This is a genomic window from Streptomyces sp. NPDC001443 (assembly GCF_053597355.1).
Genome location: NZ_JBSFIA010000035.1, coordinates 1 through 12,920, shown reverse-complemented (window position 1 = coordinate 12,920; position 12,920 = coordinate 1). Strand labels below are relative to the sequence as shown.

Annotated in this window: 15 protein-coding genes; 8 read left to right on the top strand and 7 right to left on the bottom strand. The window is 71.6% G+C overall.

Going from position 1 to position 12,920, the window contains the following annotated elements:
- Positions 1-145: 145 nt before the first annotated feature.
- The 4 genes from ACWC24_RS30170 to hemC all read left to right on the top strand — a co-directional run bounded on the left by ACWC24_RS30170 (position 146) and on the right by hemC (position 3,698).
- Positions 146-1,219, top strand: coding sequence for an ATP-dependent DNA ligase (locus tag ACWC24_RS30170; protein WP_450666047.1), 1,074 nt, complete (start codon positions 146-148; stop codon positions 1,217-1,219).
- Between the two features lie 142 nt (positions 1,220-1,361).
- On the top strand, positions 1,362-2,138 hold the full coding sequence (locus ACWC24_RS30165) for an NPP1 family protein (RefSeq protein ID WP_450666046.1): 777 nt from the start codon (positions 1,362-1,364) through the stop codon (positions 2,136-2,138).
- Between the two features lie 82 nt (positions 2,139-2,220).
- Positions 2,221-2,715 carry an N-acetyltransferase family protein gene (locus ACWC24_RS30160; RefSeq protein WP_450666045.1) on the top strand — a complete coding sequence of 165 codons (495 nt, stop codon included), beginning with the start codon at positions 2,221-2,223 and terminating at the stop codon, positions 2,713-2,715.
- Between the two features lie 47 nt (positions 2,716-2,762).
- Positions 2,763-3,698, top strand: coding sequence for a hydroxymethylbilane synthase (gene hemC, locus ACWC24_RS30155; RefSeq protein ID WP_450666044.1), 936 nt, complete (start codon positions 2,763-2,765; stop codon positions 3,696-3,698).
- Positions 3,699-3,732: 34 nt separating this feature from the next.
- Here the strand turns inward: hemC and ACWC24_RS30150 are convergent, their stop codons facing one another.
- The 4 genes from ACWC24_RS30150 to ACWC24_RS30135 form a co-directional block, all read right to left on the bottom strand.
- Positions 3,733-4,254 (bottom strand): hypothetical protein, encoded by a 522-nt coding sequence (locus ACWC24_RS30150; protein WP_450666043.1) that lies wholly within the window; start codon positions 4,252-4,254, stop codon positions 3,733-3,735.
- Between the two features lie 192 nt (positions 4,255-4,446).
- Positions 4,447-5,307, bottom strand: a complete 861-nt coding sequence (locus tag ACWC24_RS30145; protein ID WP_450666042.1) for an ABC transporter permease — start codon at positions 5,305-5,307, stop codon at positions 4,447-4,449.
- Positions 5,267-6,169 carry an ATP-binding cassette domain-containing protein gene (locus ACWC24_RS30140; RefSeq protein WP_450666041.1) on the bottom strand — a complete coding sequence of 301 codons (903 nt, stop codon included), beginning with the start codon at positions 6,167-6,169 and terminating at the stop codon, positions 5,267-5,269. Before ACWC24_RS30140 ends, ACWC24_RS30145 begins: the two co-directional genes overlap by 41 nt.
- Complete coding sequence (locus ACWC24_RS30135; RefSeq protein WP_450666040.1) at positions 6,166-6,624, bottom strand: MarR family winged helix-turn-helix transcriptional regulator; 459 nt, start codon at positions 6,622-6,624, stop codon at positions 6,166-6,168. The genes ACWC24_RS30140 and ACWC24_RS30135 overlap by 4 nt, the downstream gene beginning before the upstream one ends.
- Positions 6,625-6,917: 293 nt before the next feature.
- On the opposite strand from ACWC24_RS30135, the gene ACWC24_RS30130 reads away from it, so the two are divergent.
- On the top strand, positions 6,918-7,730 hold the full coding sequence (locus tag ACWC24_RS30130; RefSeq protein WP_450666039.1) for a SigB/SigF/SigG family RNA polymerase sigma factor: 813 nt from the start codon (positions 6,918-6,920) through the stop codon (positions 7,728-7,730).
- 6 nt (positions 7,731-7,736) lie between these two features.
- On the opposite strand, the gene ACWC24_RS30125 is transcribed toward ACWC24_RS30130, so the two are convergent.
- Positions 7,737-8,072, bottom strand: a complete 336-nt coding sequence (locus tag ACWC24_RS30125) for an ANTAR domain-containing protein (RefSeq protein ID WP_450666038.1) — start codon at positions 8,070-8,072, stop codon at positions 7,737-7,739.
- Between the two features lie 154 nt (positions 8,073-8,226).
- Here ACWC24_RS30125 and ACWC24_RS30120 point away from each other — a divergent pair, with 154 nt between their 5' ends.
- Positions 8,227-9,030, top strand: a complete 804-nt coding sequence (locus ACWC24_RS30120) for a VOC family protein (RefSeq protein ID WP_450666037.1) — start codon at positions 8,227-8,229, stop codon at positions 9,028-9,030.
- A 25-nt stretch (positions 9,031-9,055) separates the two neighbouring features.
- Here ACWC24_RS30120 and glgX read toward each other — a convergent pair whose 3' ends face one another.
- Both glgX and ACWC24_RS30110 read right to left on the bottom strand, forming a co-directional pair.
- Positions 9,056-11,209, bottom strand: coding sequence for a glycogen debranching protein GlgX (gene glgX, locus ACWC24_RS30115; protein ID WP_450666036.1), 2,154 nt, complete (start codon positions 11,207-11,209; stop codon positions 9,056-9,058).
- Complete coding sequence (locus tag ACWC24_RS30110; RefSeq protein ID WP_450666035.1) at positions 11,206-11,709, bottom strand: pep a2; 504 nt, start codon at positions 11,707-11,709, stop codon at positions 11,206-11,208. Before ACWC24_RS30110 ends, glgX begins: the two co-directional genes overlap by 4 nt.
- A gap of 285 nt (positions 11,710-11,994) precedes the next feature.
- Between ACWC24_RS30110 and ACWC24_RS30105 the strand changes: the two genes are divergently transcribed.
- Positions 11,995-12,291, top strand: a complete 297-nt coding sequence (locus ACWC24_RS30105; RefSeq protein WP_384724748.1) for a DUF5133 domain-containing protein — start codon at positions 11,995-11,997, stop codon at positions 12,289-12,291.
- A gap of 78 nt (positions 12,292-12,369) precedes the next feature.
- The coding region (locus tag ACWC24_RS30100) for a maltotransferase domain-containing protein (protein WP_450666034.1) at positions 12,370-12,920 on the top strand (551 nt) is incomplete at its 3' end.

Below are 12,920 nucleotides of genomic sequence, written 5' to 3'. Positions count from 1 at the left end.
CCGTCGCCGCACACCCAGCATCCCGCATCCCGGCACGTCGGCGTCCCGGGGGACGGCGCCGTTCAGGGGAAACCCGCGGGCCGCACGCGTGACGCGGGCCGGGCCCGTCGGCACCTGACCCGTGGCCCCGCCGCCGATCGCCCCCATGCTCGCCATGCCCGGCACCCTGCCGCCCCCCGCGCAGGACGCGCACCGGGCGTACGAGACCAAGCAGGACGGCCAGCGGGTCGTGGCCCATCCGGCCGGGGACAGCGGCGTGCCGCTGCGGGCGAGGTCCGGCGAGGACATCACCGCCGCCCATCCCGAACCGCGGGCGCCGGGGAGCGCGCCGGGCGGCACACCGGCCGTGCCGGACGGGGAGGTGCCGGCCCTCGACGCGGACGGACGCGCCGACTTCCAGCTCCTGCGGTCCCGGATGGACCTGGCCCACGCACCGGCCGGGGCGGCCCGCCGCGCCGCCGAAGTCCCCGTCCACCTCGTCCACCTCGTCCATCTCGCCCTTCTCGTCCATCTCGTCCATCTCGCCCTTCTCGTCCATCTCGTCCATCTCGTCCATCTCGTCCATCTCGTCCATCTCGTCCATCTCGCCCTGTTCGACGTCGTGCACCTCGGCACCCGCCCCCTGCTGACCGAGCCCTGCCGCCGTCGGCGCTCCCGGCTGGAGGAGCTCGGCCCGCACGGACCGTACTGGTCGACACCGGCCGCCCTCGTCGGCCACGGCGAGCAGGCGCTGCGGGCCACCCGCGAGCACGGCTTGGAGGGCCTGGTCTGCAAACAGCTCGACTCCCTCTACGAACCCGGGGTGCGCTCCCGGGCCTGGACCAAGATCCTCAACCTGCGCACCGAGGACGTGATCGTCGGCGGCTGGGTGCCCGGCCTGGGGCGCCTGTCCGGCCTGCCCGGCGCCGTCCTGGTGGGGCAGCGCGCCGAGGGGCGGCTGCGCTACGTCGGCAGCGTGGGCGCCGGCTGGAGCGAGGCGGAACGGGCCGACCTCGCCGCGCTGCTGCGGGCCGCCGCGACGGACCGGTGCCCGTTCGAGACCGTGCCGCCGGTCGCGGACGCGCTCCGGGCGCCGCCCCGGCCGGTCGGCGAGGTCCGCTTCAGCACCCGTACCCGGGCCGGGACGCTGCGCCGGCCGTCCTGGCAGCGGCTGCGCCCCGATCCGGCGCCCGAGGAGTCGGCCGCCGACCTGCGGGACCTGCCGGACGACACCGCCTGACGATCCGTCACCGTCCAGTATTGGGCTGCGGCTCATCGCCTGTACACACATGGCCCCTTGGCCCGGAGGTCAAAACCCGGGAAGCTGAACTCCCCATTCCCCCACAGCCGTTGGGCTGCGCCCGGACCCCGAGGAGGACGCAGTGTCGTCACCGAAGTTCAAGGCACACCGCAGGAGATGGCTCACCGGCCTGGCCGGGGCCGCCGCTCTCGTCATCGCCTTCCCCGCCGCCGCCTTCGCCGCCCCGCCGCAGGCGCTGCCCTCCAACGCCGAGGCCGCGGAACTGACCTACCAGCCCGCGTTCGACTACGACACGGACGGCTGCTACCCCACGCCGGCCATCGGCCCCGACGGCACGGTCAACGGCGGTCTCAAGCCGAGCGGAGCCCTCAACGGCCAGTGCCGGGACGCCTCGGACCTGGACAACACCAACAGTTACTCGCGCTACAAGTGCAACAACGGCTGGTGCGCGTACCTGTACGGCCTGTACTTCGAGAAGGACCAGGCGGTGGCCGGCAGCGGTCTCGGCGGCCACCGCAACGACTGGGAGCACGTCGTGGTGTGGGTGCAGAACGGCCAGGTGCAGTACGTCTCGACGTCCAACCACGGCTCGTTCACCGTGCACGCGGCCTCCACCGTCCGCTTCGAGGGCACGCACGCGAAGGTCGTCTACCACAAGGACGGCATCAGCACGCACTGCTTCCGGCTGGCCAACACCAACGACGAGCCGCCGGAGAACCACAAGGGCACCTGGCAGTACCCGCCGCTGGTCGGCTGGAACGGCTACCCGGCCGGTCTGCGCGACAAGTTGAGCGCCTACGACTTCGGCAGCGCCAACTTCGGCCTGAAGGACAGCAACTTCGCCTCCCACCTCTCCTCCGCGAAGCCGTCCGGGATCACGTTCGACCCCAACGCCTGACCGCGCCGGCCCGCACCGCCCCGCCCGTCCTCCGGGCCCCGGAACCCGTACGGCTCCGGGGCCCGTGGGGGATGATGTGCGGATGGACGATCTTCACGACGCGGCGGCCGACGCCCCCCTGGTCCGGCACGCCACCCGCGCCGATCTGCCGCGGGTCGCCGAACTCGCCGCCCAGCACGCGGAGTACGAGCGGGCCGAGCCGCCGGTGGACGATCTCGCCGACCGCCTGGCCGGTCTCCTCTTCGACTTCGACGGTCCCGCGCCCCGGCTGGTCTGTCTGCTGGCCGAACTGCCCGGCGGCGAGGTGGCCGGATACGCCACGTGCGCTCCCGTGCTGTCCACCTGGGACGGCCGCGAGTACCTCCACATGGACTGCCTGTTCCTGGCCCCCGCCCACCGCGGACTGGGCCTGGGCGCCCTGTTGATGGACGCGGTGGTGGCCGAGGCGGCCGGCCGGGGCATGACCGAGGTGCAGTGGCAGACGCCCGCGTGGAACGAGGGGGCGGTCCGGTTCTACGACCGTCTCGGGGGGCGCGCGATGGAGAAGGTGCGCTACAGCCTGCCGGTGTCCTGTTGAACGCGGTTTGTGTCTGAGGGGCCCTCGCGAGGGTCTATCGTGTCCGCATGTCCGTTCCCGAATTGATCCGGATCGTCTCCCGCGACTCGCCCATGGCGCTCGCCCAGGTGGAACGGGTGCGTGCCGAGTTGGCGGTTCTCCACCCCGGTGTTCGCACCGAGGTCGTCCCGGTGAAGACGACCGGTGACAAGTGGATGGGCGACCTGTCGCAGGTCGAGGGCAAGGGAGCGTTCACCAAGGAGGTCGACGCCGCGCTGCTCGCCGGCGAGGCCGATCTCGCGGTGCACTGCGTCAAGGACGTCCCGGCGGACCGGCCGCTCCCGGTGGGGACGGTGTTCGCCGCGTTCCTGAAGCGGGACGACATCCGTGACGCCCTCGTCCACCCCGGCGGGCTGACGCTCGACGAACTGCCCGCGGGGACCCGGATCGGCACCTCCTCGGTGCGCCGGGTCGCCCAGCTGGCGGCCACCCACCCGGAGCTGGAGTGCGTGCCGTTCCGCGGCAACGCCAACCGGCGGCTGGAGAAGCTGGCGGCCGGCGAGGCCGACGCGCTGCTCCTTGCGGTGTCCGGGCTGGAGCGGATCGGCCGCGCTGACGTGATCAGCGAGGTGCTGTCGCCGGAGACGATGATGCCGCCGATCGGGGCGGGCATCCTCGCCCTTCAGTGCCGGGAGGGCGACAGCGGGCTCATCGACGCCGTCAGCGACCTCGGCGACCCGGCCACCCATCGGGAGGCCACCGCGGAGCGCATGTTCCTGCATGTGCTCCAGGGCCACTGCAACAGCCCGATCGCCGGGTTCGCGCGGGTGGACCGCAGTGGTGAACTCTCCCTGCGCGCTTGTGTGTTCACCGCGGACGGCAAGACCCGGCTGAACGCCCACGAGTGGGCGGGGCGGCTCGATCCGGCCACTTTGGGCACCTCGGTCGCCGTGGCCCTGCTGCGCCAGGGCGCCCGCGAGATCATCGACGGCATCCCGCACTGAGGGCGACTGCCCGGCCGGACGAAGCCCGGCCGGGTCAGGCGGTGCCCTCCTCGGCCTGGTCCCGCAGGAAGTTGCTCACCTGGCCGGCCAGTCCCTCCCGCCCCCCGGCCGCGGCCGGGGCGACGGACCCCTCGCGCAGGCCGAGGCCGCCGGTCCACAGCCGCCGGTCGGTCCACTCCTCGTCGACCCGGAGCTGGATCTGCACGTCGATCAGGCTCAGGGCGGCCTCGGGACCCGCGGCGAACAGCACGGCGGTGGCCCGGCGCAGCGGGTAGACGTCGAAGCCCTCGATGAACTGGGTGTTGCGCCAGTCGATGAACGCGCTCTCGCCCTCGGGACCGAGGCGTACGTCGATCTGGCCGTCCTCCAGGTGGATGCCGAGGTGCCGCTCACCCCGGTTCTCGACGGTGACGCGCAGGCGGAAGTACGTCATCCCCTCGGCGGCGTCGTCACGGCCGCGCGGCGGCTCGGCCGCCTCCAGCCCATGGACGCGGACACGCAGACCGGCATGCTCGTCGTACTCCCGCCAGTCACCGACCACGTTCGGCTCGTACACAGTCCTACCTCTCGCCCTCTGAGGCTGCTTCCTATCCGTGCGCTCAGCGCACTGTCAAATGCACGTAATAAGCCGTGGCCAGCCGATTCGACCTATTTGATCGTTGATCAAGCCGTGCGCAGGAGGAATCCGGATCCGGGCCGCGCGGGGGCCCGTGCGGGGCGTGCCGCACATCACTTCTCCCGGGTGAGTTCAGCGGGCCAGTCGGCCCAGCAGCGAGGAGGCGGCGGCGACGCCCGCCGCGGCGGCCACGAAAAGGACCCCGAAGTCGGCCGCGAGGTGCGCGTGCGTGCCGAGGAGAAGCCCGCGCAGCGCGTCGACCTGGTAGCTCAGCGGGTTGGCCAGGCTGACGGCCTGGAGCCAGCCGGGCATGACGGAGACCGGGTAGAGGGCGTTGGATCCGAAGAACAGCGGCATCGTGATCGCCTGGCCGAAGCCCATGAGCCGGTCACGGCTGAGCACGATGCCCGCGATGGTCATCGACAGACAGGAGAAGAAGGCCGATCCCAGGATCACGGCCGCGGCGACCCCCAGCAGTTTCAGCGGGTTCCAGGTCAGGGCCACGCCGAGGACGGCGGCGATGACGACGACCACGACCGCCTGGATCAGCGACTTCACCCCCGCCGCGAACGCCTTGCCGGTGATCAGCGCCGCCCGTGGGGTGGGCGTGACCAGCAGTTTGTTGAGGATGCCGGCGTCCCGCTCCCAGATGATCTGGATGCCGTAGAAGATGGCGATGAACATCGCGGACTGGGCGATGATGCCGGGGGCGAGGTAGTCGATGTAGGGGATGCCACCGGTGGGGATCGCCTTGATCCGGGTGAAGGTCTGGCCGAAGATCAGCAGCCACAGCGCGGGCTGGACGGCGCGGGTGTACAGCTCCGTACGGTCGTGGCGCAGTTTCTGGAGTTCGACGGCGCACATCGCGCCGACCCTGGCGGGCAGCAGCCGCCAGCCCGCCCGGGGCCGGGGCGGCCGCAGCAGCAGGCCGATGTCCTTGCCGGGGAGATGGTCAGCCGACACGGTGTGCGGTGCGGCGGGTGCTTCGGACATCGCGGAAGTCTCCTGACTTGTCGTCGAGACCGCTGCCGGCGACGTCACGGAAGACGTCCTCCAGCGTCGGCAGCGCGCCGGAGGCCGCCGTGCCCTCGGCGCGCCGGCGTTCGCCGAGCCCGCGCCTGAGTTCGGCCGGGGTGCCGAGGGCGCGGATGCGGCCGCGGTGCATCAGGCCGACGCGGTCGCAGTACTGGTCGGCCTCGTCCATGTAGTGCGTGGTCACCAGGACGGTCATACCGGTGGCCGCGCGTACGGCGTTGATGTGGTCCCAGACGCCGGTACGGGCGATGGGGTCGAGGCCGATCGTCGGCTCGTCCAGGATCAGCAGACGGGGGGCGCTGACCAGCGCCTGGGCGAGTTCGAGGCGGCGGACCATGCCGCCGGAGTAGGTGCTCGCCAGGCGGTCGGCGGCGTCCTCGAGGTCCACCGCGGCCAGGGCCTGACCGACCCGTTCGGCGCGCTCGCGCCGTGGCACGTCGAACACCCGGGCGAACAGGGCGACGTTCTCGCGGCCGGTGAGGCCCGCGTCGGCGGACAGTTGCTGCGGTACGTAGCCGAGCATGCGCCGTACGGCCATCTGCTCCCCGGCCGCGTCGTGGCCGAAGACGCTGACCGCGCCGGCCGGGACCGGCAGCAGCGTGGTGATGCAGCGGATCGCGGTGGTCTTCCCGGCGCCGTTCGGGCCGAGCAGTCCGAAGATCTCGCCCTCGGCGACCGACAGGTCCAGCCCGTCGACGGCGTTCGTGGCACCGAAGGAGTAGGCGAGCTGTGCGCAGTGGACGGCCTCGGCCGGTCCGGCGACGTTCGGATCGGCGGCGTTCGGACCGGCGGCGTTCGGATCGGCGGCGTTCGGGGTCATGACTCCTCGGCTTCCTCGCGCAAGGTGGCGGCCAGCCGGCGCAGGGCCGGGACGGCGGCGCCGAGCGCTTCCCGGTCCGCCTCGTCGAGCCGGGCCACATGGCGGCGCAGCAGGTCGGCACGGCGTTCCTGCCAGGCGCGCAGCCGGGCCTCGGCGGCCTCGGTCAGCAGCAGTCGGGCGGCCCGCCGGTCGGCGGGGTCGGTCTCGCGGACCAGAAAGCCGTCCCGGACCAGCTTGTTGACCAGGGTCGAGACGGAATTGCCCGCGAGGAAGAGCTCCCTGGCCGCGTCGCCGACGCCGATGCCGGGCCGCGCCTCGACCAGGCGCAGCAGCTCCACCTCGGCGCCGCGCAGCCGCGGTGCGCCCAGTCCGGCACGCAGCCGGCGTCTGATCAGCCGGTGCACCCCGACCAGCGCGTGGGCCAGTTCGTCGGGGAAGGTCTCCCGCTGCTCCATGCCACCGAGATTAGCTCTGCATCAGAGGTATTGGCACCAAGGGAGGGTCAAGAGCGGCGACCACCGGAAACTTCACTCCCCGAATTCCCTTGAATTCACAAAGTGTCCTTTTCCGCAGATATGCTGATAATTGTTTCGAAAGCGTCCGGGTGGGGAATTCGAATTCTGTGCTTCGGACAGGAGGCACGCCCGCGGGGTCATACCCGTCGGCCCCGGCCTCCTTGCCCAAGGGCCCGAGCGTGCGTCTCCCGCGGGGTCTGTCCATCCGGCACCCGCTGAGGGAAGGCGCGCAGATGCGTACCGCCATCAGAACGAAACAACATCCGCACGACGACGCCCCTGACACCGCCGAGTCCTTCGAACGATTCGCGCGACTGCCCGCGGGCCCCGAGCGCACGGAACTCCGGGACGAGCTGGTCCGGCTCTGGCTGCCCATGGCCGAGCGGATCGCCGTCCGCTTCCGTGGCCGCGGCGAGACCCTGGAGGACCTGTACCAGGTGGCGGCTCTCGGACTCGTCAAGGCGGTCGACCACTACGACCCGGCCCGCGGCCGGGTCTTCGAGGCGTACGCGGTACCGACCATCACCGGTGAGATCAAGCGCCACTTCCGCGACCACATGTGGACGCTGCACGTCCCGCGCCGCGTCCAGGACCTGCGCAACCAGGTGCGCAAGGCCACCAAGGAGCTGGCGCCCTCGCTGTCCGGGCGCCATGCAACCGTGGCCGAGATCGCCGAGCACACGGGGCTCGGCGAGGACGAGGTGCGCACCGGGCTGGAGGCACTGGACTGCTTCACGGCGCTGTCGCTGGAGGCCGAGATGCCCGGCACCGAGGGGTACGCCCTGGCGGACGCGATCGGCGGTCCGGATCCGGCCTATGACACGGTCGTCGACCGTGTGTCCGTGACGCCGTGCCTCCAGGCGCTGCCCGAGCGCGAGCGCACCATCCTGTATCTGCGCTTCTTCGGCGGCATGACCCAGAACACCATCGCGGAGCAGCTGGGCATCTCGCAGATGCACGTCTCACGGCTGCTCAGCGGCTGCTTCGCCCGGCTGCGCGCGGAGATCGAGGAGGGCAACCGCGCGGAGCTCGAGAAAGGCGGCTGAGACCCGTCACCCGGTCGGGGGTGCGCCCGGGATCTGTGCGGGACCGTACCGGTCCAGGGCGTCGTCCAGCTCCGCGCGGATCTCCACGGGCATGTCGCCGCTGCGTCCCCAGAGCAGGATCGCCTCCGCCACATGGCGCAGCTTGACGTTCGTGTGCTGGGAGACCTCCTTGAGCACCAGCCAGCCCTGGTCCGGTGTCACCCGCCCCAGCGCGACGACCATGCCGATCGCCTGGTCCACCACGGCGTGCGAGACCACCGCCTCCTTGAGCTGGTCGATCTCCTCCTGGAGCCGGAAGATACGGTCCGTCTCGTCCCCGGACTCATCCCTTACGCCTGCCACGCTTCCATCGTGGCACGCGTGCGACCCCGCGCCACCGGGGGTACTCGGCAGGCGCGGGGAGCGGTTCCCACCGGACACTGGAACGGGACCGGTGCTCCTCCGGGAGGGAGGGAACCGGTGGACCCCCGGGCGACGAGATCGGAACGCGAGCACCATGAATCACAAGACGAGCCCCTCGACCTCCACCGAGTACCCCGTCTCGACCCACTCGGTCTTCGGAGCACCTTGCTGGGTGAGCCTGACCAGCCGCGACCTGAAAGCCGCGGAGGAGTTCTACACCGCCGTGCTGGGCTGGCAGTGGCGCACGGCGAAACTCGGTGACCAGTTCCGCATCGCGATGGTGGGCGAGGCTCCGGTCGCCGGGATCGCCGCGGTCGCCGCCATGTGGCAGATGGCGGTGGCCTGGACGCCGTACTTCGCCGTGCGCAGCGCGGACGAGGCGGTGTCCCGGGTCCGCGAGCGCGGCGGCACCGCCGCGGTGGGACCCATCTCCCTCGCGCCGGGACGCGCGGCCCTGCTGGCCGACCGGGACGGCGCCACCTTCGGCATCTGGGAGGGAGCGCTCTTCTCGGACTGGGAGACCTGGCGGGAGGTGTCCCCCGCCTTCATCCGGCTGCACACCCGGGACGCGTTCGACGCCGCCATCTTCTACGGCGAGGTCCTCGAATGGGCGTCCGACTGCCCCGGTTGCTGCGAGGTCCACTACGAGGGCGGCGAGGTCGTGCTGCGCAGCCGGGGCGACGTCGTGGCCCGGATCGTCTCCGGGGCGCTGGAGGCGGCCCCCGACCCCACCATCCGGCCGCACTGGCAGGTGCACTTCGCGGTCGACGACCCGGCGGCCTGCGCGCTCGACGCGGAGCGGCACGGCGGCAGCATCCTGCACCGGAGCCCCGACATGGTGGTGCTGCGCGACCCCGACGGCGCCCAGTTCACGGTGACCTCGCACCACGCGCGCTGAGAGCTCCGGACTCCGGGGCCCCGCCTCACCCGCTGCGGCGGGCGGGGCGGGTGAGCAGCACCAGGCTGCGTGGTCCGACGGTCAGGAGGGTGTCCGCCTTGTGTTCCGTCTCGTCCGGGGCACCGTCCTGTTCCATGGTGTCGATCAGCGTCGTCCAGCGTTCGCCGTAGGCGGTGCCCGGCAGCCGGAAGTCGACCGGCTCCCAGTAGCTGTTGAGCAGCAGCAGGAACGAGTCGTCGACGACGGGCCGGCCCCGCGGGTCGGGCTCGGCGATGGCGTCGCCGTTGAGGAAGACCCCGACCGAGTGCGCGTCCGCGCGCCGCCAGTCCCGGTCGGTCATCTCGCTCGCGTCGGGCAGCAGCCACACCAGGTCGGGCAGCGGCTGGCCGGCGTGGGTGAGCGTCTCGCCGTGGAAGAAGCGACGGCGGCGCAGGACGGGGTGGGCGGAACGCAGCGCGATCGCGTGCCGGGTGAAGTCCAGCAGCCGGCGCTGCTCCCGCCCCGTCCGCCAGTCGACCCAGGAGACCTCGTTGTCCTGGCAGTAGGCGTTGTTGTTGCCGCGCTGGGTGCGCCCGAGCTCGTCGCCGTGGCAGAGCATCGGGATGCCCTGCGACAGCAGCAGGGTGGCCAGGAAGTTGCGCTGCTGACGGGATCTCAGCCGCAGCACGCCCGGGTCGCGGGTCGGGCCCTCGGCGCCGCAGTTCCAGGACCGGTTGTCGCTCTCGCCGTCCCGGTTGCCCTCGCCGTTGGCCTCGTTGTGCTTGTCGTTGTACGAGACGAGGTCACGCAGCGTGAACCCGTCGTGCGCGGTCACGAAGTTGACGCTGGCGCGGGGCCGGCGCCGGCTGTGCGCGTAGATGTCCGAGGAACCGGTCAGCCGGGAGGCGAACTCGCCGAGGGTGTGCTCCTCCGCGCGCCAGAAGTCCCGTACGGCGTCCCGGTACTTGCCGTTCCACTCCGACCACAGCTGGGGGAAGTTGCCCACCTGGTAGCCGCCCTCGCCGACGTCCCACGGCTCGGCGATGAGCTTGACCCGGCTGATCACCGGGTCCTGCTGGATGAGGTCGAAGAACGCCGACAGCCGGTCCACCTCGTGGAACTGCCTTGCCAGCGTCGCCGCCAGATCGAAGCGGAACCCGTCGACGTGCATCTCGGTCACCCAGTACCGCAGCGAGTCCATGATCAGCTGGAGGACGTAGGGGTGCCGCATGAGCAGGCTGTTGCCGGTGCCGGTGGTGTCGTAGTAGTGCGACCAGTCTCCGTCGACCAGCCGGTAGTACGAGGCGTTGTCTATGCCCCGGAAAGAAAGGGTGGGCCCCTTCTCGTTGCCCTCGGCGGTGTGGTTGTAGACCACGTCGAGGATCACTTCGAGCCCGGCCGCGTGCAGCGCCTTCACCATCGCCTTGAACTCGGCGACCTGTTGCCCGCGGGTGCCGTGGGCGGCGTAGGCGTTGTGCGGGGCGAAGAAGCCGATCGTGTTGTAGCCCCAGTAGTTGGACAGTCCGCGGCCCTGGAGCACGCCGTCCTGCACGAACTGGTGCACGGGCATCAGTTCGACCGCGGTGACGCCCAGCGAGGTGAGGTGGTCCAGGACCGCGGGGTGGGCGAGTCCGGCGTAGGTGCCGCGCAGTTCGGCCGGTACGTCGGGGTGGGTGCGGGTCAGCCCCCGGACGTGGGCCTCGTAGATCACGGTGTCGGCGTACGACCGGCGGGGCGGGCGGTCGTCGCCCCAGTCGAAGCCGGAGTCGATCACCACGCCGAGCATGGTGTGCCCGGCACTGTCGGCCGGGTCCGGTCCGTCGGGCGCGCGCTCGTAGAGCGAGGCGTGGCCGTCGATCTGGCCGTCCACGGCCCTGGCGTACGGATCGAGCAGCAGCTTCGCGGGATTGCAGCGGTGCCCGGAGCCGGGGTGCCACGGCCCGTGCACCCGGTAGCCGTAGCGCTGCCCCGGGCCGACACCGGCGAGATAGCCGTGCCAGACGAAGCCGTCGACCTCGGTCAGCGGGACCTGCCGGTGCCTGCCGCGGTCGTCCACGAGGACCAGGTCGACGCGCTCGGCGACCTCGCTGAAGAGTGCGAAGTTGGTGCCCCTCCCGTCGAATTCGGCACCCAACGGATAGGGGTGCCCGCTCCAGGCGGACACCCCTGCCGTGGACTTGCGGGGTGACTTCGCGGTCACCGGGCGGCCGCCAGGACGCCGTCCGTGGGGTCGGCCAGCGCCGCGACCCGCAGCGCCCGGGGCACCTGAAGCACCTCCCGCAGGCTCGGTTCGGGCACGGTGGGCACCAGCGGGACGCGTTCGCCGGCCCGGGCGCGCTGCGAGAACCAGATGACCTTGGCGCCGGTGCCGGTCGCACAGCAGCCCCAGCCGTCGCTCATCGCGGCGATGCGCCCCAGGCAGTCGCGCAGGTCCGGGTCCGGGCGCAGATCGCAGTCGTTCTCGCCGATGGCGGTGATGAGGTGCTGGCGGTTCCACCACATCTCGACCGTCGCGCTCTTGTCCGTGGCGTGTTCGTCGATGGCCTTCAGCAGGAGCTCGGTGCCGTGGCAGACCGGCTCGACCAGCGTCTCGAGGTCCCAGAGCCGGAGATGGGCGGCCAGGATGCGCCTGACCTGGTCCACGCGTTCCGGATCGACTTCCACGTCGAGGTGGTAGTAACAGGGCACTGCGCTCTTCATCGTCGTTGGCTCCTCACCGGCAAGGTTCTCGGTGGACCTCGACCCCGTAGGCCGAGGTCCACGAACACGAAGCGTGAACGGTAGTCGCTCCTGAGTCACATCCACAGTGCGGCTGCTACGCCATTCGTGCAACACGAGCGCACCACAACCAAGATCCAACAGGACGCTGGGTCATCGCGCGTGCACCATAAGTGAAAGCCTTGAGAGCCGCGCCCTGTCGGCGCCTCTGCGTGCCCGATCTCCCGGGCGACGCACCTCTCGAAATCCCGGAAGGTGAACAGCGCCATGCTGCTACCCGCGAAAGCCGAAGTCGCCCGTCACCTGAGGCGTTACCGGTCATGGGAGCGCGCGATGCTCGCCGCACCGGGTGACCGCTCGGTACGGGCCACCTTCGAGGATTCCGGATACACCCTGTGCGTGCTGATGGGCAAGCGCTGCGCCCGCGAGGCGGCCGAGGCCGCCGAACGCTATCTGGGCAGCGCCGCCGGACCGTATCTGAGGGAGCGGAGCGGGCGTGGCCGGCCGAAGACCCCCGCGCACAGCGGAGCCCTCGCGCTCCGGCATTCCCCGGCGGAGCACTAGCCCTCCCCGGTGCAGCTTGGACAGTCCGAACAGCCGGGCCGCGGACGGCCCGTCGACCAGCACGGCGGAGGTCAACACATGAAGTCCACCAGGGCCATCGGCAGGATCCCGGTACGGGGGGTCCGCCCTCGGGTGGAGTGCGGCAGACGCCCGGCCAAGGCGGTCGTGGGAGAGGCGTTCCAGGTCACCGCCACCGTGTTCCGCGAGGGCCACGACGCCGTCGCCGCCAACGTCGTCCTGCGGGACCCCGCAGGACGCCGCGGCCCCTGGACCCCGATGCGTGAACTCGCGCCGGGCAGCGACCTGTGGGGCGCCGAGGTGCGCCCGGACGCGACAGGGCGCTGGACCTACACGGTCGAGGCGTGGTCCGATCCCGTGACCACCTGGCGCCGGCACGCCGAGATCAAGATCCCGGCCGGTCTCGACACGGGTCTGGTCCTGGAGGAGGGCGGCAAGCTCTACGAGCGGGCGGCGGCCCGGGTGCCGAAGGGGCCCGGTCGCACCCTGGTCCGGGAGGCGTCGAGGAGACTGCTCGACGAGTCCCTGCCGGTGGCGGCGCGGCTGGCGGCGGCGCTGACGCCGGAGGTGGACGAGGTGCTGGCCCGTCATCCGCTGCGTGAACTGCTCAC